Origin of the sequence: Brevundimonas sp. (genome assembly GCF_050729455.1) — a bacterium.
Classification (GTDB): Bacteria; Pseudomonadota; Alphaproteobacteria; order Caulobacterales; family Caulobacteraceae; genus Brevundimonas.
The window spans coordinates 1-20,367 of sequence record NZ_JBOHLI010000015.1 but is presented as its reverse complement, the minus strand read 5'-3'; the positions used below and the strand labels follow the sequence as shown (position 1 = coordinate 20,367).

Here is a 20,367-nt window from a genome sequence, read left to right as displayed (position 1 = left end):
GCGAGCTATTTCGCCGTCGCGGCCGAAGCCATCGTCGATGCAGCTTCCAGCGCTCCGGCCAGAGCCTCATCCCCGTCCCAGCGCGCCATCCGGGCCAGCTCCAGCGCCATGGCCGTGACATATTCTCGCACGGGATAATCGGTCAGGTCCGGGGCAGGCTGCGCGGCCCGCCTGGCCGTCGAAACACGTTGCTGCAGCGGTCCCTGGGCGCTTTGGCTCGACATCGTCTCGCTCCTGATTGTGCTCATGATTAATGCACAACCTTTAATAGCGCGACAAGGTGAATAAACGCCTTCAGGTAGTCGCCCTGCATCCATGCGATTGACTTCCCTCGCGACGCCAACCACGTTCGCGCCCCGATTTCCCGAACAGAGCGCCATGAATCTCGTCATCGTCGAGAGCCCCGCCAAGGCCAAGACCATCAATAAATACCTGGGCTCCGGCTACGAGGTGCTGGCTTCCTACGGCCATATCCGCGACCTGCCGTCGAAGGACGGCTCCGTCCTGCCCGACGAAGATTTCGCCATGCAGTGGGAGGTCGACGCCAAGGCGTCCAAGCGCCTGTCCGAAATCGCGGAGGCGGCCAAGCGCGCCGACCGCGTCATCCTCGCGACCGACCCCGACCGTGAGGGGGAGGCGATCAGCTGGCACGTTCTGGAAGTCCTGAACAAAAAGAAGGCGCTGAAGGACACCGAGGTCCAGCGCGTCACCTTCAACGCCATCACCAAGGCCGCCGTGCTGGAGGCCATGGCCAATCCGCGTCAGCTGGATATGGAGCTGGTCGAGGCCTATCTGGCCCGCCGCGCGCTGGACTATCTGGTGGGCTTCAACCTGTCGCCCGTGCTGTGGCGCAAGCTGCCCGGCGCCCGCTCGGCGGGCCGGGTGCAGTCGGTCGCCCTGCGCATTGTCGTCGATCGCGAGATGGAGATCGAGAAGTTCAAGGCCCAGGAATACTGGTCGGTCGAGGCCGATCTGGTCGCTGACAGCCCGCCCTTCACCACCCGCCTGGTCAAGCACGCCGGCAAGCGCATCCAGCGCCTGGACATCCCGACCGAGGAGATGGCCTTCGCCGCGCGCGACGCCATCAAGGCTGGCGACTTCACCATCAAGTCGGTTGAGAAGAAGCCCGCCAAGCGTTCGCCCGCCCCGCCCTTCACCACCTCGACCCTGCAACAGGAAGCCTCGCGCAAGCTGGGCTTCACCGCCCAGCGCACCATGCAGGCGGCGCAGAAGCTGTATGAAGGCGTCGACGACACCGGCGGCCTGATCACCTACATGCGTACCGACGGCCTGTTCGTCAGTCCCGAGGGCATCGCCCAGGCGCGCGAAGTCATCGCCGACCGCTTTGGCCCCGCCTACGTCCCGGCCGAGCCGCGCTACTACAAGACCAAGGCCAAGAACGCTCAGGAAGCGCACGAAGCCATCCGCCCGACCAACATCGCGCGCCACCCTGACAGCCTGCGCCTCGAAGGCGACCTGCAGCGCCTTTACGAGCTGATCTGGAAGCGCATGGTCGCCTCGCAGATGGAGAGCGCGCGTCTGGACCGCACCACGGTCGAGATCGAGACCCCCGACGGCCAGACCGGCCTGCGCGCCACCGGCCAGGTCGTGGTCTTCGACGGCTTCATCGCCGCCTATGAAGAAGGCCGCGACGAGAAGCAGAAGGGGGCCGAGGACGACGAGGACGAAGGCGGTCGCCTGCCCGCGCTGAAGGAAGGCGCCAAGGCCAAGGTCGAAGCCATCCGCACCGACCAGCACTTCACCGAACCGCCGCCGCGCTTCTCGGAAGCCACCCTGGTCAAGAAGCTGGAAGAGCTGGGCATCGGTCGTCCCTCGACCTACGCCTCGATCCTGACGACCCTGCGCGACCGCGAATACGTCCGCATGGACAAGAACCGCTTCTATCCCGAGGACAAGGGACGGCTGGTCACGGCCTTCCTGGAGCAGTTCTTCACTCGCTGGGTCGAATACGACTTCACCGCCGCGCTGGAGACGCAGCTGGACGAGGTCTCGGCAGGCGAACTGGACTGGAAGGCGCTGCTGCGCAGCTTCTGGACCGACTTCCACGCCGCGACGCAAGCCGCCGGCGAACTGCGCACCACGGCGATCCTCGATCATCTGAACGACGCCCTAGGCGCCCACATCTTCCCGGACAAGGGCGATGGTTCGGACCCGCGCGAATGCCCCCTGTGCCATCAGGGCCAACTCAGCCTGAAGACCAGCCGCTTCGGCGCCTTCATCGGCTGCTCGCGCTATCCCGACTGCAAGTACACCCGCCCCGTGGCCTCGCCTGACGGCGCCGAAGGCGGCGCGGACGGCGGCGACCGCGAACTGGGCGTCGATCCGTCGACCGGCCAGCCCGTGCAGCTCAAGATCGGTCGCTTCGGCCCCTATGTCGAAACCACGCCGCCCGGCGAGGAAAAGCCCAAGCGCTCGTCCCTGCCCAAGGGCTGGAGCCCGGCGTCGCTGACGCTGGAACAGGCCCTGCGCCTGCTGGCTCTGCCGCGCGAAGTCGGCCCTCACCCCGAGGACGGCAAGATGATCACGGCGGGTCTGGGCCGCTACGGCCCATTCGTCCTGCACGCCGGCACCTACGCCAATGTCTCGGACATCGACGAGGTGTTCGAGGTCGGGATCAACCGCGCTGTCGCCCTGCTGGCTGAAAAGCGCGCCGGTCGTCCCGGTCGCGGCTCGGCCACGGCGCCGCTGAAGGAACTGGGCGCCCACCCGGAAGACGAAGCCCCCGTTCAGGTCATGGCCGGACGCTTCGGCCCCTACGTCAAATGGGGCAAGGTCAACGCCACCCTGCCCAAGGGCATGACGCCGGAAGACCTGACGCTGGAAGCCGCCCTGCCCCTGCTGGCCGCCAAGGCCGGCGCGGCGCCGAAGAAGAAGGCGACGGCCGCCAAGAAGCCCGCCGCGAAGAAGGCTCCGGCCAAGGCCGTCGCCGAGAAAAAGCCCGCAGCGGCCAAGAAACCCGCCGCCAAGAAGCCGGCTGCGAAGAAGGCCGCACCCAAGAAGGCAGCCGCCGAGTAAGATCGTGATGACGCCTCCCGGTTCGCCCAGCGGACCGGGAGCGCATCTAGCGCCCGGCCACCAGCTCGTTGCGAACCCGGCGCCCCAGCGGATCGCGCCCTGGCCATGTATGGCCGATCGACGCTTCAACCAGCGTCGTGCAGAACCGCGATAGCAGCATCCTCGGTCGAATTCCGTTCAGACAGACTCGTTCGCCCTCGACGGCCCAGCGCGCCGTCAACCGACGCCCATCGGAAAACAGCGCCCGATAGCTGCCGTCCCGGTCAAACCAGTGCTTCACCCACGCTCCATCCGGATAGTGGGAGATCACGGTGTTTCCGAAAGCTGACTCCATCTCCGCCTGGGCCGGCAGCGCGATCGCGCAGCTGGCAGCCAAGGCGAACGCAAGCGTTTTCATACGCATACGACAACCCTTCCCTTCCCCACAGGCGACATTACAGGCCAGTAAGGTTTTGCCAACCGTCTGGTTCCCGAACGGAAATACTTGACTGAGGCGTAGGGGTTTCCATATACCGCCGCAGGCTCGGGATAGGACTGGCGATGCGCGCCGCCCACTCGCCCACGAGGGGCGGTTCCGTAAGTCGAAGACGTTACGACGTTTCCTCCGTCCTCAAGGTTACATGACAGAATTCACCAAGCTGGGCCTTTCGGCCACGACCCTGAAAGCGGTCGCCGATACGGGCTACACCGAAGCCACCCCCATTCAGGCCTCCGCCATTCCGGTGGCCCTGGCCGGCCGCGACGTTCTGGGCATCGCCCAGACCGGCACCGGCAAGACCGCCGCCTTCACCCTGCCGATGATCGACCGGCTCGGCTCCGGCCGCGCCCGCGCCCGTATGCCGCGCGCCCTGGTCCTGGCCCCGACCCGCGAACTGGCCGACCAGGTCGCCGAGAACTTCGCCAAATACGCCAAGGGCACCAGGCTCAACTGGGCGCTGCTGATCGGCGGCGTGTCCATGGGCGACCAGGTCGCCCTGCTGAACAAGGGCGTCGACGTCCTGATCGCCACGCCTGGCCGTCTGCTGGACCTGTTCGAACGCGGCAAGATCCTGCTGACCGGCGTCGAGATGATGGTCGTCGACGAGGCTGACCGTATGCTCGACATGGGCTTCATCCCCGACATCGAGCGCATCTTCAAGCTGACGCCGCCGCGCCGTCAGACCCTGTTCTTCTCGGCCACCATGCCGCCTGAGATCACGCGCCTGACCACGCAGTTCCTCAAGGATCCGACCCGGATCGAGGCCTCGCGTCCGGCCATGACCGCCGACACCATCACCCAGTATCTGGTCCGCATCCCGACCAGCGACCCCAAGGCCAAACGCACGGCGCTGCGCGCCCTGATCGAAAGGGCCGAGGTCAAGAACGGCATCGTCTTCTGCAACCGCAAGTCGGAAGTCGACATCGTCGCCAAATCGCTGAAGACGCACGGCTTCGACGCCGCGCCGATCCACGGCGACCTGGATCAGTCGCTGCGCATGAAGACCCTGGCCGACTTCCGCGCCGGTGACCTGAAGATTCTGGTGGCCTCGGACGTCGCCGCGCGCGGCCTGGACATCCCCGACGTCAGCCACGTGTTCAACTACGACGTCTCGCACCACGCCGACGACTATGTGCACCGCATCGGCCGCACGGGCCGCGCAGGCCGCAAGGGCGAGGCCTTCATGATCGTCACTCCGTCCGACGACAAGTCGCTGGATAAGGTGCTGAAGCTGATCAAGATGGCGCCGCAGGAGCTGACGCTGGAAGGCATCGACTTCGCCGCCATCAAGGACCGTCCCCGCAGCGACGATTCCAAGGGCCGCGGCCGCAGCCGCAGCGACCGCCCGCGCCCCATCTCCAAGAGCGACAACATCGCCTCGATGGAACCGATCGCCCGCGCGGCGCCGCAAGCCGACAGCGCCGAGGAGGCCCCGCGCCGTTCGCGCAGCCGTCGTTCGACCCGGCCCGAAGCCGCCGTCGAGGCTGCGGAAATCGTCGCCGCAGCAACGGCGCCCGAAGCCGAGGCCGCTCCCGCCAAGGCCACGCCTTCGCGCCGCGAGCGCACCCGCGACCATGCTCCCCGCGAAGCGAAGAAGCCCGAACAGCCCAGGGAGCAGCCCGTCCAGGCCGCTCGCGGTGGTTTCGGCGACGACATTCCCGCCTTCCTGCGCCGGCCAGTGGTCTTCTCGGACTGAGACGGTGAAACGGCCGTTTCAGCGGCCAGCTTAACTGCTCATTACGGATCGCTGTCCTAGAGATTTCCCCTACTGGAACCAGGGGGCGAGGAACAGAATGACGGCGCAGGTCGAAACCGCCCTTCGGGGACCGGAGGCATATGCGCTCGCGCACCGCGTCGTGGATGCGATGCAGCAAGCTTCAGTCTGGCCGACCCCGCTGAATTTCGAGCTGTGGCTGCACTACGTCAGCGATTCCGAGGGGCCGCTGGGGCGCGAGCTTCAGCGGCTGCTGTCGGGCGACGCGCCCTTCACGGACGCCACGGCTGAAATGCTGGCCGCCGAATTCCTGCCGCGCGGCCGCCTGTCCGAGGAAATCCGTGACGTCGGGGCCGTGCTGAACCGCGAACTCGCCGCCGTGGCCGAAGCCATCGACAATGCGCGCAAGACCCAGACCGCCTATGGCGAAACTCTGAGCCACGCCTCGGCCAAGATGCAGGACGCAGCAGGACCGACTGACCTCACGGAAATCGTCAGCACCCTGTCCAGCGCCACCCGCAAGGTCCAGCGCCACACCTCCGCGCTGGAAAAACGGCTGGAGTCCTCCAACCGCGAAGTCGTCCGCCTGCGCGAACACCTGGAACAGGTGCGCCGCGACGCCATGACCGACGCCCTGACCAATCTGGCCAATCGCAAGACCTTCGACGAACAGCTGGCCCGCATCTGCGAAGAAGCGGAAGCGGGCGGAAAACCCGTCACCCTGGCCATCGTCGACATCGACCATTTCAAACGCTTCAACGACACCTGGGGACACCAGACCGGCGATCAGGTGCTGCGCTACGTCGCCAGCGTCCTGGGGCGCATCGCGCGCAACCCGCGCGTCGCCGCCCGCTATGGCGGCGAGGAGTTCGCAGTCATCTTCCCCGGCGAGACGCCCGGCACGGTCGAGGCCGCGCTGAACGCCATCCGCGAAGAGATCGCCTCGCGTTCGCTGCGCCGCCGCTCCACCAACGACGACCTGGGCGCCGTGACCATCTCGGTCGGCTTCGCCGAACGTCGTCCCGGTGAAACCGCCCTGAGCGTGCTGGAGCGCGCCGACGAAGCCCTCTACGCCTCCAAGCGCGGCGGCCGGAACTGCGTCACCAACGCCGAGCTCATGGCCCAAGCCGCCGCCTAAGCGGTTGCCCAACCGCCCCCCGACCGTGTCATAACGGCGGGATGAGAAGCTTCGCTTTCAACCTCGCCTACTGGGCCCTCTCGATCGTCTATTGCCTGGCGGCGGCCTTCGCCGCCCTCGCGCCCGGTCGCCGCGCGACCAGCTGGATCATTCGCCGCTATGTGCGCCGCATGGTGCAGGCCATGGCCCTGTTCGCCGGCATCCGGTTGCAGGTGCGCGGCAGGGAGCGCCTGCCGCAAGGCGGTTTCATCGTCGCCTCCAAGCACCAGAGCTGGGGCGACGGCTTCGCCACCTATGACCAGTTCGACGACCTGGCCTTCGTCACCGGCGACCACCTCGAGAAATTCCCGCTGCTCGGCACGGTGCTGACCAAGCTGGGCGCCATCGTCGTCAACAGTTGCGGCGGCCACACGGCCCGCGCCGCGCTCAAGGAACGCGCCGCCGACGCCCACCGCGAAGGCCGCAAGATCCTGATCTATCCCGAGGGCCATCTGGCCAAGATCGGCGAGAAGTTCCGCTATCGCTCGGGCGTCTGGCACATGTACCGCGACTTCGACATGCCGGTCGTGCCCCTGGCCACCAACCTCGGCCTGTTCTGGCCGCAGGAAGCCTCCCGCAAGACGCCCGGGACCGCCACGCTGGAGTTCCTCGACTCCATCCCGACCGGTCTGGCCAAGGACGAGTTCCTGGCCCGTCTCGAAGCCGCCATCGAAGGCAAGACCGCCGAACTGATCGCCGAGGCCACCGGCCGCCCGGTCGCTCACGCCATTCAGGTTCCAACGCCCCACGAAACCGCGCTCGCAGCGGCAGCTACAGCAGCCTGATTGCGGCCCGCGCCGGACCTCACCCATGGCGGCGTCTATTTTGTTCTTGATTTGTTCCAAACTCGTGCCATGCTCCCGGCATGAGAACGGCGATGAAAGGACGCGGCGCACGCTCCAACGACTCGGGCCGGTATGAAGCCGACCGGCGCGAGGAATTCGACGACGGCTGGACGGATCAGGACGAAGCGGCCGCGCCGCTTCGCACCACCCTCTCGCCCGAACACGCGCGCACCATCATCGCCCGTAACACCAGTCCCGACGTCGGCTTCGATCGCTCCATCAACCCTTACAAGGGCTGCGAACATGGCTGCATCTACTGCTACGCCCGTCCGTCCCATGCCTGGATGGGCTTATCCCAGGGTCTGGATTTCGAGAGCCGGATCTTCTTCAAGCCCGAAGCCGCGCGTCTGCTGGAACAGGAGCTCGCCAGGCCCCGATACGTCTGCAAACGCATCCACATAGGCGGCAACACCGATCCCTATCAGCCGGTCGAGCGCGAGACCCAATCGACGCGCTCGATCCTGCAAGTCATGCAGCGGTTCAACCAGCCGTTCAGCATCATCACCAAGTCGGTGCTGATCGCCCGCGACGAGGACATTCTGGGGCCTATGGGCCGCGACGGACTGGCTTCCGCCTTCGTCTCCATCACCACCCTGGATCGCGGCCTGGCCCGGGCGATGGAGCCGCGCGCCTCCACCCCCGCCAAGCGGCTGGAGGCGATCAGCCGTCTGGCTGACGCGGGCGTGCCGGTCGGCGTCGGTTTCGCCCCCGTCATCCCCGGCCTGAACGACCATGAGATGGAATCCATCCTCGAGGCGGCCCAGAAGGCCGGCGCTGCGTCGGCCATGTACGTGACCCTGCGCCTTCCGCTCGAGATCAAGGACCTGTTCCGCGAGTGGCTGGCCGACGCCCGACCCGAGCGCGCGGCCCGCGTCATGTCTCTGATCCGCCAGACGCGCGGCGGCAAGGACTACGACCCCGACTGGGCCCAGCGCATGAAAGGGACGGGCCCCGTCGCCGAACTGATCGCCGCCCGCTTCAAGGCGGCGATCAGACGCTACGGCCTCGACGCCCCTCGCACGCCGCTGGACGTGACCCGGTTCCGCGTCCCGCCCGACATGAGGCCGCAGATGGACCTGTTCGACCTGGCGTCCTGACGCCTAGCGGCGGAAAACGCCCACCAGTTCGACGTGGGTGGACCACAGGAACTGGTCGATGGGCGTGACCTTCTCCAGCCGGAAGCCGCCGTCGATAAGGACGCGGGCGTCGCGGGCGAAGGTCTGAGGATTGCAGGAGACCCCGACGACGACGCCGGCCTTGGTCCCGGGCAGTTGCTGGGTCTGTTCCAGCGCCCCGGCGCGCGGCGGGTCGATCACGATGGCCTCGCAGCCCTTCAGATCGTAGGGCGACAGCGGCCGACGGAACAGGTCGCGCGCCTGGGCCTCGATGGTCTTCAGGCCTTGAGCCGTGGAAACGCCAGCCTTCAGCGCCGCAATCGACGCCGCCGACGAATCCGCGGCCAAGACGCTGGCCACCTCGGCCAGGGGGAAGGTGAATGTGCCGGCGCCGCAGAACAGGTCAGCGACCTTCTTGGCCCCCCTCACCGCTTCCACAGCCCGGCTGACCATGGCCGCCTCGGCCGCAGGGGCCGCCTGCAGGAAGGCGCCGGGCGGCAGGGGCACGGTCGCCCGGCCGAAAGTGATGCGCGGCTGGCGCGCCATGACCAGGGTGTCGCCGTCCAGGCTAAGCCTTGCCAGACCGGCCTCCGCCGCCGCTGCAATAGCCCGCGCCGTCACATCCGCCGTCAGTCCGCCCGACCTCTTCTCGACGCCGGTCACGTCCACGTCCAACCCAGTGTCGGTCAGGGTCACATGCAGGGTCGGCGCCGATTTGGGATGCCCCAGGAAGGGCGCCGCCACCTTGGCCAGCGCCGGCAAGGCCGCCGTCAGCGCGGGGTCCGACACCGGGCAGTCGGTCAACTCGACCAGCCGCCACGACCGGCGCGCCTTGAAGCCCAGCAGGACGCGGCCACCCGGGCCGCTGCGCGCGTGCAGCGCCAGCCGGCGGCGGCTGGCCTGTGGCACGGCGACGGTGGCCTCGACCTCGGTCTCTATACCTTCACGCGCCAGCGTCTGGATCACCACCTCGCGCTTCCACGCCAGATAGGGTTCGTCCGCCCAGTGCTGCAGCGGCGCGACGCCGCACTCGGCATAGGTTTCCGAATGGATCGGGCGGCGGTCAGGGCTGGCTTCGATCAGGTCGAACTGCTCGACCCGCCCGTCCTTGACCTCGGCCGAGATCGTTTCACCCGGCAGGGCGCCCGGCACGAAGACGAGGCCGTTGGGCGTTTCGGCGATCCCGTCGCCCTGGTGGCCCATGCGGGCTATCTTCAGCGTTTGCGTCATGGCGCGGCTTCTACCCGCTCTCGCGCAGAATCTGAAACCTGAACGAAGATGAACAGGCCGATCAAAAGCCGTTCAGCTTCGCCCGTCTATCTCTCGGTGCAACAGACAGCGCACCGAAGCCGTTCAGCTGCAGGCTCTGTCACAGGGAACGAATAAGATGATCGGTCATCTGTCCAAAAAAGCTTCCGCTGTCGCCGCCCTCGCGGTTGCCGGCTCGTTGGTGGCTCCGGGTGTCGTCAGCGCCCAGACCTATGGCTACGGCTATCCTCCGGCCTACAACAGCTACGGCTCGCAGGGTCGCTACAACGATCCCTGCGTCGGCGATCAGCGAAATCGGGCGACGACGGGCGGCGTGCTCGGCGCCACCATCGGCGCCGTCGCCGGCTCGCGACTGGCGGCGCGCGGCCGCCGCACCGAAGGCAGCGTCCTGGGCGGCGTGCTCGGCGCGGCCATCGGCGCCGGCGTGGGCAACAGCTCGGCCAACTGCGACAGCCGCTATCGTTCGTCCGGCTACAGCCAGCCCTATGGCGGCACCTATGTCCCGCCGGCCTACGGCTACGACAACCGCGGCTACGACCGTCGCTATGACGACGGCTATGGCCGGGACTACCGTGAGTACGATCAGGGCTACACCCAACCCGCCCCGGACTATCGCTACCAAAATCAGAACAACGACCAATGCCGCCTCGCCGAGAGCGTCATTCGTCTGCCCGACGGTCGCAGCGAGACGCGCTACGTGCGCACCTGCCCCGACCAGAACGGCCGCTATCGCGTCGTGGATTAAGTTTCAGCCCCCCTGTCGATCCACGACGTGAAGAGGGCCGCCGGGTGATCCGGCGGCCCTCTATATTTTTGGCGCTATGCCCGTCGCGCCCACATCAGGAACTCAACATTGCCGTCGCCCCCGGTGATCGGACTTTCGGCCGTTTCCCGCACGGACCAGCCGACGCTTTCCAGCCAGACGCGGACGCCTTCCACCGCCGCCGCACGGGCTTCGGGATCCTTGACTACGCCTTTCTTGCCGGCGTCCTTGGGACCGGCCCCTTCGAACTGCGGCTTGACCAGGGTGATCAGGTCCGCGTCCGGCGTCGCCAACTCAAGCGCGGCGGGCAACACCTTCGACAGACCGATAAAGCTGGCGTCGCAGACGATCAGCGACGGCGCTTCGGGAATGACGGCGGACGTCAGGTTCCGCGCATCCGTTCGTTCCAGATTGACCACGCGTGGATCGGCCGCGACCTTGGGGTGCATCTGGCCGTAGCCGACATCCACGGCGAAGACCTTGGCCGCCCCACGATCCAGACAGACCTCGGTGAAGCCGCCGGTCGAGGCCCCGACATCCAGCACCGTCCGCCCCTCAACCGCGACCGGCCACAGGTCCAGCGCGCGTTCCAGCTTCAGCGCCCCGCGCCCGACCCAGCGGTGGGCGGCGGCATAGCCGATCTCGGCGTCGTCGCTGACGGTCTGCGACGCCGACTTGGCCGGCGCGCCGTCCACGGTGACGCCGCCCGCCTCGACAGCGGCCTTGGCCTTGGCCCGGCTTTCGGCCAGGCCGCGTGTGACCAGCAGTTGATCCAGACGGACCTTCCTCACGCCCCGGCCATCGCGTCCAGACGGGCCAGGGCGGCTTGCAGCTTCGCCTTGCCCTCTTCGGCTTCGGCCAGCTTGGCGCGCTGCTCGTCGACGACTTCCGGCGCGGCGCGCGACACGAAGTTGGGGTTGCCCAGCTTCTTGTTCACGTGGCCGATATCGCTCTCGAAGACAGCGATCTCCTTCTCCAGACGTGCGCGTTCGGCGGTCAGGTCGATGATCCCGGCCAGCGACAGGGCCGCCGTGGTTCCGCCCGAGACGAAGGTCACGGCCCCGGCGGGCGCGGTCTCGGCCGTCGCGATCTCGGACACGCGGCCCAGGGTCAGCAGAAGGTCGCGGTGACGCGCGATGCGCTCGGCGTTCACGGCGTCGGGCGCGACGAAGGCCAGTGGCGGCTTGGCCGACGGCGGCACGTTCATCTCGGCCCTCAGGGCGCGGATTTCACCGACCAGATCGACCAGCCAGCCGATCTCGCCTTCCGCAGCCTTGTCAATGAAGGCGTCCGGCAGGATGGGCCATTCGGCGCCGATCAGCAGACTGTCGCGCGCCGGGCCTTCCTTGCCTAGTTCGGCCCACAGCTCTTCGGTGATGAAGGGCATGACCGGGTGCAGCAGCTTCAGCGTCTGGTCGATGGTCCAGGCGGTCATGGCGCGTGTCTCGGCCTTGGCGGCCTCATCGGCGCCGTTGAACACCGGCTTGGCCAGCTCCAGATACCAGTCGCAGAAGACGTTCCAGACGAAACGGTAGAGCGCCCCCGCCGCGTCGTCGAAGCGGCCGCCCTCAATGGCGTCCGACACGGCGCGTTCGGCCTTGGTCAGTTCGCCGCAGATCCAGCGGTTGATGGTTTGCTCGACGGTCGCGGGATCAAAGCCCTCGACCCGCTTGGCCTCGTTCATTTGGCTGAAGCGCGCGGCGTTCCACAGCTTGGTGCCGAAATTGCGATAGCCTTCAATACGCTGCTTCGACAACTTGATGTCGCGCGTGCCCGAAAGAATGGCCATGGTGAAACGCAGCGGGTCGGTGCCCAGCTCGTCGATGATGCCCAGAGGGTCGATGACGTTGCCCTTGGACTTCGACATCTTCTGGCCCTTCTCGTCGCGGACCAGACCATTGATGATGACCCGCTTGAACGGGACTTCGCCGTCCATGAAGTGCAGGCCCATCATCATCATCCGGGCGACCCAGAAGAAGATGATGTCCGCCGCCGTCACCAGATCGCTGGTCGGATAGAAGCGCTGCAGATCCTCGGTCTTCTCGGGCCAGCCCATGGTCGAGAAGGGCCACAGGGCCGAGCTGAACCAGGTGTCGAGAACGTCCTCGTCCTGATGCAGCACGACCTCGGAATCATAGTCCGACATCGCCTGTTCGCGGGCGTCTTCTTCCGTCTCGGCGACATAGATCTCGCCGTTTGGGCCGTACCAGGCCGGAATGCGGTGTCCCCACCAGAGCTGGCGCGAGATGCACCACGGCTCGATGTTACGCAGCCATTCGAAATAGATCTTCTCATAGCTCTTGGGCTCGAAGACGGTCGCGCCCTCCTCCACCGCCTTCAGCGCCGGCTGGGCCAGGGTGTGGGCGTCGACGTACCACTGGTCCGTCAGCCACGGCTCGATGACCACGCCCGAGCGGTCGCCGTGCGGAACGACGTGCTTCGTCTTTTCGATCTCGCGCAGCCAGTTCTCTTCCTCCGCGCGGGCGATGATGGCCTTGCGCGCGGCGAAGCGATCCAGACCGACCAGATCGGCGGGGATTTCCGGCACGTCGTCATTGGTGATGCGCGCGAAGGCGTCCATCACGTTCAGCGCGGCCAGACCGGCGCGCTTGCCGACGCCGAAGTCGTTGAAGTCGTGCGCCGGGGTGATCTTCACCGCGCCCGAACCCTTGGTCGGATCGGCGTAGTCGTCGGCGACGATGGGAATGCGACGACCGGTGATCGGCAGGATGACGTCCTTGCCGACCAGATCCGCATAGCGCTCATCCTCGGGGTGAACCGCCACGCCGGTGTCGCCCAGCATGGTTTCAGGCCGGGTCGTGGCCACGACGATGAAGCCGCGGGTCTCGAACTCGGTGGCCTTGCCGTCCTCGTCGAAGGCGACCGGATGCTCATAGGTGACGGGCTTTCCGTCTTCATCGGGGGCCAGCGGATAGGCGAAGTGCCAGTAGTGGCCGTCCTGCTCGCGCTGCTCGACTTCCAGATCGGAAATGGCGGTCTGGAAATGCGGGTCCCAGTTCACCAGCCGCTTGTCGCGATAGATCAGGCCATCCTGATGCAGCTTGACGAAGACCTTGCGGACAGCGGCGTTCAGCCCCTCGTCGAGGGTGAAGCGCTCGCGCGACCAGTCGCAGGACGAGCCCAGCCGGCGCAGCTGGCGCACGATGGTGCCGCCCGATTCCGCCTTCCACTCCCAGACCTTGTCGACAAAGGCGTCGCGGCCCATGTCGCGACGTCCGGGGCTGCCCGCGGCGGCCAGTTGGCGCTCGACCACCATCTGGGTGGCGATGCCGGCGTGGTCGGTGCCGGGCAGCCACAGCACGGCCTTGCCCTTCATCCGGTGATAGCGGGCCAAAATGTCTTGAAGCGTATTGTTCAGCGCGTGGCCGATGTGCAGCGAACCGGTCACGTTCGGCGGCGGAATGACGATCGAATAGGCGTCGGCGGCGCCGTCGGTGGCCTTGGCGGCGCGCGGCGCGAACAGGCCGCTCTCTTCCCACAGGGCGTAGAGGCGCGGTTCGGCGGCCTGGGGTTCGAAAGTCTTCTCGAGCATGGTCATCATCATTCTTGTGGCCCTACCGCTCCGCACACGGTGCGTCGCTGCATGAGGGCGTCTGTTTTTCTTTCCCTAGCGCTCCACGCGCGGCGCGTCGCTGCTTGAGGGTGATTTTTGAACGCGAAAGGGCGGCCCCGCCGGAGCCGCCCTCTGTGACTTAGTGTCTGGTGAAGCGAAGGGCTAGCCGGCGTTGCGGGCGATGCGTTCTACTTCCTTGCGTACCTGGGCCTCGACGATGCCCGGCAGGTTGGCGTCCAGCCAATCCTTCAGCATCGGGCGCAGCATGGCCTGAACCATGGCTTCGACCGTGTTGCCGCTGACGAAAGGCAGGTCCTGCGGCGCGGCAGCGACGGGCGCTTCCGGCTTCTGGAAGGTGGCGGCCAGGCCGGCGAAGGCCGAGGCGGCGCTGGCGGCGGCGCTTTCTCCGACCAGGGAGTCGTATTCCAGGGCGGGCGCGGGTTCCGGCTCGACGACGGCCGGGAACGGCGCCGCCTCGGCGACGTCCAGATCGCCGATCAGCTCAGCGGCCGGCGCTTCATAGGGTTCGCTCAGTTCCAGAACGTCATCCTCGACGATGAGGGGCGCCTCGGGTTCGGCGACGCTGACGACCGGCTCTGGCTCGGGCGCAGCTTCCACGAAGGGTTCCGGCGCAGCAGCAGCGGCCTCGGCCGGCGCGTCGTCCTCGGAGATGATCCGGCGAATCGACGCCAGGATTTCTTCCATCGTCGGTTCTTGAGCGGTCTGATCGGTCATGGCGAACCTTGGGCGAACCTTGGGGGCGACTTTGGAGCTTGAACTCAACGACCGCCGGGCCGGCGCCGAGCGGCGCACGACGATCAGGGATCGAACCAGCAGACTCGCCCAACCCCTGCCCTGTCGTCGCACCAACGCCCGTCGGAATCAACGGACGTTTTTCGCCTGTCACGCTAAAACGCGGCTCAGGCGCCCGGCGCGGTACGGACGATTTCGCCCTTCAGCTGGGTGTCGATCGGCGCGTCCTCGGCGTCGGCGGCGGGCGTGATGCCCGGCGAAGCAAGGCGATCCAGCGTCTCGACCACGCCGTCCCACGGCAGGCCGCCGCGGTTGCGCACCGAGTTGTAATTGTTCTCGGCGTCGTAGGCGTCGATCGACGGATCCAGGTTCGGCCCGCCCAGACGCCCCATGGCGGCCAGCAGTTGGGCCTGAGCGACGTACTGGTTGCGATGGGCGCTGGCCAGGGTCACCTGGGCCGAGCGCAGCTCCAGCTCCTGGTTCAGCACGTCCAGCGTGGTGCGCAGGCCGACCTGGGCCTCCTGACGCACGCCCTCGGCGGCGACCGAGGCGGCGCGCACCGCTTCCTGGCCCGCTTGCAGGGTCGATCTGGCGGCAATGGTCTGGGCGTAGGTCGAGCTGACGGTCTGCAGCACGTCGCGACGCTCGCCCTCGACGCTGATCTGGGCCGCGTTGGCGCGCTCCAGAGCCTGGGCCACGCGCGAGCGATTCAGACCGCCGGTGAACAGGGGCACCGACACAGTCGCGCCGGCCGTGAAGCTGGTGCGGTCGGTCAGGTCAAAGCCCGACAGGTCGTTGGCCGTGCCGCCATAGGAGGCCGACAGACGCGCCGACGGCAGGTATTCGGACCGCGCCGCCGCCACATTGGCTTCCGCCGCTTGCAGGGCGTAACCGGCCGCGCGCACGCCCGGGTTCTCAGCCAGGGCCACGTCCAGAGCGCCGTCGAAATCGGCCGGCAGCCCCGGCAGGATCGGCAGAGCATCCAGGTTCGCCGGCGCCTGGCCGACCACGGCGGCATAGGCCGCGCGCGACACCGACAGCTGCGCCTGGGCATTGGCCAGATCGGCGTCGGACTGGGCCAGACGCGCCTCGGATTGCGCCACGTCGGTGCGCGTGATCTCGCCCACTTCGAAGCGGGCGTTGGATTCATCCAGCTGACGACGCAGGACGGTGATGTTCTCCTGGCGGATGCGCAGGATCTCCATATCACGCACCACGTCGGCGTAGGCCTGAACGACCGAGGTCATCACCTGCTGTTCGATCTCGCGCAGGTTCTCGCGACCGGCGCGGACATTGGCCTCGGCGGCGTCGATGCCGCGCGCCGTGCGGCCGGCGGTCCAGATATCCTGAGCCAGGCTGACGCTGGCGGTGGCGCCGTCGCTTTCCGTCACGCCCAGACCGTCGATGTCTGTGCGCGTGTAGCTGACGCCGCCCGAAGCGCTGATGGTCGGACGCAGGCCGGCGCGGGCCTGAACAATGGTTTCGTCCAGGGCGCGCTGATTAGCCCGCTGGGCCAGCAGCGTCGGATTGGTGCGATAGGCCAGGCCGATCGCTTCCTGCAGCGTATCGGCCCACGCCGGAGCCGCGCCGGCCCCCATGGCGAGAGCGACCAGAGCGACTGACGCGAGCGAGCGCGAGCGTTTCAACATGAACCTGTTCCTGCCTGACGCCCCCGACGGCGCGCCCCTAGTGCCTATATGGCGTAGTTGGCGGCTACTCTCGCCCCGCGCCAGTTAAGTTTTCTTCACGCTCGCGACGCAGGACTCCGTCGCGTTCACTCAACAAGTCAGAGTGCAAAAGACGGCTCCGGAACCAGTTCTGTCAATACGGGCGGCGTCGCATCGAAAAGCTCCCGACGCGAAACCCCGTCGCGACCCCGCACATAGAGCACGGCCTTGCCCACCGGCCCCGAGCGCTCGACCACGGCCAGGCGGCCGCCGGGACGCAGGGCCGCCAGCCATGATTCGGGACGCGCCGGGACGGCGGCTTCGCTGACGATCAGGTCATAACCCTCGCCCTGCGGCTGATTCAGCGGCGCCACCGCCGTGGCCACGCCTTCGTCGGCCAGGGCCGCGCCCGTGACCTCGAACACGGCGGCGTCCGATTCCTGGGCCGTGACCGTCAAACCCATGCGGGCCAGAACCGCGGCGGCGTACGGCCCGGCGACGACCAGGGCCTTTTCGCCCGCGCGGGCGTCCAGCGCCTGCAACAGCTTGGCCAGATCGCGCGGCAGCATCAGGCGACGCTCGCCAGCGATTTCCGGTTCATTGTCGGCATAGGCGGCGAAGGCGCGGTCGGCGGCGCAGAATCGCTCGCGCTCGACCGCGCCCATGGCGGCCTGCAGGTCACGGTCCGTGACGTCGTTCACGCGGACCTGTGAGTCCACCATGACCTTGCGCGCTGCGGCGAAATCCATGTTCCGAGGTCCTTAAGTTCAGCAAAGCGAAGAAATCTGCGGCGCTTATAGGTCCGTGCGTTGCAGCCGACAATGCGATCTGATAGCTGACGCCCCTCGCGATGGTGCGGCCCACAGATTTGGGGGCCCAACGGCCTGATGGCGGAGTGGTGACGCAGAGGACTGCAAATCCTTGCACCCGGGTTCGATTCCCGGTCAGGCCTCCATCGCGAGCTAACCCTACAATCCACTCCCTCCCCGCTCCGGGGCGCCAAAGCGCCCTTAGCGCGCCTTGGCCGTGGTCAGATGATGCAGCGCCACCGCGCTGGTCGTCGCGACATTCAGCGAATCGAATCCGCCCGACATCCGGATCGCCAGCGGCCGGCAGCGGGCGATGACTGCGGGCGGCAGACCCGGCCCCTCCGATCCCAACAGAATCGCCGAGCGCGGCGCCGGTTTCAGTTCGGACAGCGTCTCGGTCGCCGAGGGCGTCAGGGCCAGGACCTCGAATCCGCGCGCCTCCAGCGCCTCGACCATGGCCGCCGCCGTCACGCCCTCGACAAAGGGCGTCCGCAGCACCGCCCCGACCGAGACGCGGATCGCCTTGCGGTAAAAGGGATCGCAGCAGGTCTCGTCCAGCAGCAGCCCCGCCGCCCCGAACGCCGCCGCGTTGCGGAACAGGCCGCCCATGTTGTCGTGATTGCCGATGCCGCAGGCCCCGACCACCACGGCGCGGTCGGGCAAGACGTCCAGCCAGGCCTCAAGCCCAAGGGGCTCAGGCTTGCGCCCCAGCGCCAGTATCCCCCGATGCAGGTGGAAGCCGGCGATGGCGTCCAGCACCGCCTGCGGCGCCGTATGGACCGGCACATCCTCCGGCAGCCGCTCCAGCGCGTCACGCAGGGCCTCCAGCCGCTTCTCGGCGATCAGGACGGCCACCGGCGCGCAGCGCGAGGCGGGCGAGGCCAGCACCCGCAGCACCACCTCCCCCTCCGCGACGAACAGGCCCTGGCGGCCGGTCAGGTCGCGCTCCTTTACATCGCGAAAGGCGGAAATGCAGGGATCGGCGGGATCGGAGACAGGGATCAAATTCATGCCGAGCCTTTTAGCCTGACCCGTTGAATAAATTTCGGCGTTTTCTGCGTTTTAGCCGTTGCATGAATCAAAAAGGCGCTGCTATACGGCGGCCTCCCCCGAGGGGATGTTCCGCGGTAGCTCAGTGGTAGAGCAGCCGACTGTTAATCGGCTGGTCGTAGGTTCGAATCCTACCCGCGGAGCCACTCGGGGGTTTTTCCCAAACATCGATAAGAAGCCATCCCCCTTCAGGGATGCAGAAAAAAGCCCGACGCATTTCGCGCCGGGCTGAAGTCGTTCGGTGATGGTGGGTGTCCTCAAAAGAAAAGAAGACGCCCCGTTGATCGACCGGTTTGGTTAATTGGTCGTTAATGATGCGCCTCTGTCTCCATCAGGCGTCGGGAAACCAACTGGTCTGCCGCGCCGACGGCGACAGGAGCCGCGTCAGCCGCCATCCGCCGCCTGACCGCTCGATCCGGCCGACGCCCTCACCCGCGGCCGGACCCGGATAGGCGAAAGAGGCGCCGCCCACCGTGATGTTCGCGGCCCGATCCCCGACGCCGGGCAGAGCCGCCGTCCAGCGCCCGCTCGAATCGGCGACGACTTCCACCGCCGCGCCGCCCTCGGCCGACACGGAGATGCGCGCGCCTGGCCCGGCCCTTCCCGAAACCACCAGCCCATGGCCGTCGCCGTCGACCGAATCCAGCGCTGGTCCGGGTGACAGGCGACGGCTGGCCCCACCCTGGATCAGCAATGCCGCCAGCATCGCTTCCTCGTTGGCAAGAACGAGCTGCTCAGGCCCCGGGGCGGGAAACTGACCGATCTGGACCTCGGGCGTCAGCAGCATGGCCGACGGCAGGGCGCCGACGCGCAACTCGAATCGCCCGGATTCGTCCGCCCCAGCTGCGAAGGCCGCTTCCTGATCCCCGCGCAGCACGACGCGCGCGCGCGGCGACGCATCGCCGCGGACGACCAGACCGGCGCCCTGGCGTTCGACAGCGCTGATGCGCGGCGCCGCCGTCCAGCCGCCGTCCTGACGGGCTTCCTCGTCCTGCGAACGCTCCACGGGAGCGTTGCAGCCCGCCAGCACCAGTGCGGCGCCGGCCCATGCGACGACAATCCGACGTTTCATCCTGCCCCGCGTAGCGATATGCCTGTGTCTCTCAGATAGCGTGGCTGACGCCGCCCTGTCTTCCTTCCTGTATCGAGGCCCCATGTCTTTGCCGCCCGCCACCATCGCCCCCTTCGACGGCCGCTCTGTCTGCCTGTTCTGCGGCTCGTCCGATGGCGCCCGTCCGCAGTACGTCCAGGCCGCCAGCGCCTTCGGCAAGGCGACGGCCGAGGCGGGCTGGCGGCTGGTCTATGGCGGCGGCGGCGTGGGCCTGATGGGCGCCTCGGCGCGTGCGGCGCACGAGGCCGGTGGTCGCGTCGTCGGCATCATGCCGGCCTTCCTGCGCAGCCGCGAACGCCTGTTCGACGACGTCGAGACCGTGGTCGTCACCTCGATGCACGAGCGCAAGCAGCTGATGTATGATCAATCCGACGTTTTCGTCGTGGCGCCGGGCGGCATCGGCACCCTGGAAGAAGCCATCGAACTGCTGTCGTGGAAGCGCCTGGACCTGCACGCCAAGCCGGTCATCTTCCTGAACCTGAACGGTTTCTGGGAGAATTATTTCGCCCTGATCCGCCACAGCGTCGAGGAAGGCATGACGCCCGCCAGCTTCCTGGACGCCTACATCAGCGTCGATACGGTCGAGGAGGCCGTCGCCGCCATGAAAATGGCCGAGGAAACGCCCCACTTGAAACATGATCGTCGGTAAGTAAACGTGGGTCAGTAAACGTCGATCCGTTACCTCGAAACTGCATTGACAGTTTTTAAAAAAAACGGACTATGGCGTCACAAGGGCGTGCGCCCTACCCATACCGGAGACCTGTCCATGCGTGCTCTTCTCGCCGCCGCCATTCTGTTCGCGGCCACCCCCGCCTTCGCCAACGCCCCGGCCACCAGCCTGACCCTGGCCGACGCCGCCAAGGCCCCCGCCGGCCGCGTCATCGTCGACGGCGCCGCCTGGCGCTGCGAAGGCGCGACCTGCACCGCCACGGGCGGAACCAGCCAGCCGGCCCCGCGCGCCTGCCGCCGCGTGGTCGCCAAGCTCGGCCCGGTCACGGCCTTCAGC

The 20,367-nt window shown here is 67.4% G+C and carries 18 protein-coding genes and 2 tRNA genes; 10 read left to right on the top strand and 10 right to left on the bottom strand.

The genetic code is table 11. The features are described from left to right. Positions 1-5 precede the first annotated feature (5 nt). The gene (locus tag ACREEF_RS05740; RefSeq protein ID WP_431564639.1) at positions 6-224 is read right to left on the bottom strand and encodes a hypothetical protein; all 219 of its coding nucleotides are present in this window, start codon (positions 222-224) and stop codon (positions 6-8) included. A gap of 154 nt (positions 225-378) precedes the next feature. Between ACREEF_RS05740 and topA the strand changes: the two genes are divergently transcribed. Then, positions 379-3,036, top strand: coding sequence for a type I DNA topoisomerase (topA, locus tag ACREEF_RS05735; protein ID WP_431564638.1), 2,658 nt, complete (start codon positions 379-381; stop codon positions 3,034-3,036). Between the two features lie 46 nt (positions 3,037-3,082). Here the strand turns inward: topA and ACREEF_RS05730 are convergent, their stop codons facing one another. After that, a complete protein-coding gene (locus tag ACREEF_RS05730) occupies positions 3,083-3,439 on the bottom strand; it encodes a hypothetical protein (protein ID WP_431564637.1) in 357 nt (118 codons plus the stop codon). Between the two features lie 217 nt (positions 3,440-3,656). Here ACREEF_RS05730 and ACREEF_RS05725 point away from each other — a divergent pair, with 217 nt between their 5' ends. The 4 genes from ACREEF_RS05725 to ACREEF_RS05710 all read left to right on the top strand — a co-directional run bounded on the left by ACREEF_RS05725 (position 3,657) and on the right by ACREEF_RS05710 (position 8,347). Beyond that, on the top strand, positions 3,657-5,210 hold the full coding sequence (locus ACREEF_RS05725) for a DEAD/DEAH box helicase (protein WP_431564636.1): 1,554 nt from the start codon (positions 3,657-3,659) through the stop codon (positions 5,208-5,210). Positions 5,211-5,307: 97 nt separating this feature from the next. Then, positions 5,308-6,366: a diguanylate cyclase gene (locus ACREEF_RS05720; RefSeq protein ID WP_431564635.1), complete on the top strand. Its 1,059-nt coding sequence runs from the start codon at positions 5,308-5,310 to the stop codon at positions 6,364-6,366. Between the two features lie 41 nt (positions 6,367-6,407). Beyond that, positions 6,408-7,190, top strand: a complete 783-nt coding sequence (locus ACREEF_RS05715; RefSeq protein ID WP_431564634.1) for a lysophospholipid acyltransferase family protein — start codon at positions 6,408-6,410, stop codon at positions 7,188-7,190. Positions 7,191-7,270: 80 nt separating this feature from the next. Next, positions 7,271-8,347 carry a PA0069 family radical SAM protein gene (locus ACREEF_RS05710; RefSeq protein WP_431564633.1) on the top strand — a complete coding sequence of 359 codons (1,077 nt, stop codon included), beginning with the start codon at positions 7,271-7,273 and terminating at the stop codon, positions 8,345-8,347. Positions 8,348-8,350: 3 nt separating this feature from the next. Here the strand turns inward: ACREEF_RS05710 and ACREEF_RS05705 are convergent, their stop codons facing one another. Continuing rightward, on the bottom strand, positions 8,351-9,595 hold the full coding sequence (locus ACREEF_RS05705) for a class I SAM-dependent RNA methyltransferase (protein WP_431564632.1): 1,245 nt from the start codon (positions 9,593-9,595) through the stop codon (positions 8,351-8,353). A gap of 157 nt (positions 9,596-9,752) precedes the next feature. Here ACREEF_RS05705 and ACREEF_RS05700 point away from each other — a divergent pair, with 157 nt between their 5' ends. Further along, complete coding sequence (locus ACREEF_RS05700) at positions 9,753-10,379, top strand: glycine zipper 2TM domain-containing protein (RefSeq protein ID WP_431564631.1); 627 nt, start codon at positions 9,753-9,755, stop codon at positions 10,377-10,379. A gap of 74 nt (positions 10,380-10,453) precedes the next feature. Here ACREEF_RS05700 and ACREEF_RS05695 read toward each other — a convergent pair whose 3' ends face one another. From ACREEF_RS05695 to ACREEF_RS05675, 5 genes are all read right to left on the bottom strand, one after another. After that, the gene (locus ACREEF_RS05695; RefSeq protein ID WP_431564630.1) at positions 10,454-11,188 is read right to left on the bottom strand and encodes a TlyA family RNA methyltransferase; all 735 of its coding nucleotides are present in this window, start codon (positions 11,186-11,188) and stop codon (positions 10,454-10,456) included. Next, complete coding sequence (locus tag ACREEF_RS05690) at positions 11,185-13,950, bottom strand: valine--tRNA ligase (protein WP_431564629.1); 2,766 nt, start codon at positions 13,948-13,950, stop codon at positions 11,185-11,187. Before ACREEF_RS05690 ends, ACREEF_RS05695 begins: the two co-directional genes overlap by 4 nt. Before the next feature lie 183 nt (positions 13,951-14,133). Next, positions 14,134-14,706: a DUF2497 domain-containing protein gene (locus tag ACREEF_RS05685; protein WP_431564628.1), complete on the bottom strand. Its 573-nt coding sequence runs from the start codon at positions 14,704-14,706 to the stop codon at positions 14,134-14,136. 185 nt (positions 14,707-14,891) lie between these two features. Beyond that, on the bottom strand, positions 14,892-16,373 hold the full coding sequence (locus tag ACREEF_RS05680) for a TolC family outer membrane protein (RefSeq protein WP_431564627.1): 1,482 nt from the start codon (positions 16,371-16,373) through the stop codon (positions 14,892-14,894). Between the two features lie 137 nt (positions 16,374-16,510). Beyond that, positions 16,511-17,140: a protein-L-isoaspartate O-methyltransferase family protein gene (locus ACREEF_RS05675; protein ID WP_431564626.1), complete on the bottom strand. Its 630-nt coding sequence runs from the start codon at positions 17,138-17,140 to the stop codon at positions 16,511-16,513. Positions 17,141-17,272: 132 nt separating this feature from the next. Between ACREEF_RS05675 and ACREEF_RS05670 the strand changes: the two genes are divergently transcribed. After that, positions 17,273-17,346: transfer RNA gene (locus tag ACREEF_RS05670), tRNA-Cys, on the top strand. A gap of 55 nt (positions 17,347-17,401) precedes the next feature. On the opposite strand, the gene ACREEF_RS05665 is transcribed toward ACREEF_RS05670, so the two are convergent. Then, positions 17,402-18,211: a TrmH family RNA methyltransferase gene (locus tag ACREEF_RS05665; protein WP_431564625.1), complete on the bottom strand. Its 810-nt coding sequence runs from the start codon at positions 18,209-18,211 to the stop codon at positions 17,402-17,404. Positions 18,212-18,321: 110 nt separating this feature from the next. On the opposite strand from ACREEF_RS05665, the gene ACREEF_RS05660 reads away from it, so the two are divergent. After that, positions 18,322-18,396 (top strand) — tRNA-Asn (locus ACREEF_RS05660). Positions 18,397-18,581: 185 nt separating this feature from the next. Here the strand turns inward: ACREEF_RS05660 and ACREEF_RS05655 are convergent. Further along, positions 18,582-19,322, bottom strand: a complete 741-nt coding sequence (locus tag ACREEF_RS05655; protein ID WP_431564624.1) for a hypothetical protein — start codon at positions 19,320-19,322, stop codon at positions 18,582-18,584. Positions 19,323-19,404: 82 nt separating this feature from the next. Here ACREEF_RS05655 and ACREEF_RS05650 point away from each other — a divergent pair, with 82 nt between their 5' ends. Both ACREEF_RS05650 and ACREEF_RS05645 read left to right on the top strand, forming a co-directional pair. Then, the gene (locus tag ACREEF_RS05650; protein WP_431564623.1) at positions 19,405-20,010 is read left to right on the top strand and encodes a TIGR00730 family Rossman fold protein; all 606 of its coding nucleotides are present in this window, start codon (positions 19,405-19,407) and stop codon (positions 20,008-20,010) included. Between the two features lie 117 nt (positions 20,011-20,127). After that, positions 20,128-20,367 (top strand): CC_3452 family protein (locus ACREEF_RS05645; RefSeq protein WP_431564622.1); only part of this gene is annotated, 240 nt, incomplete at its 3' end.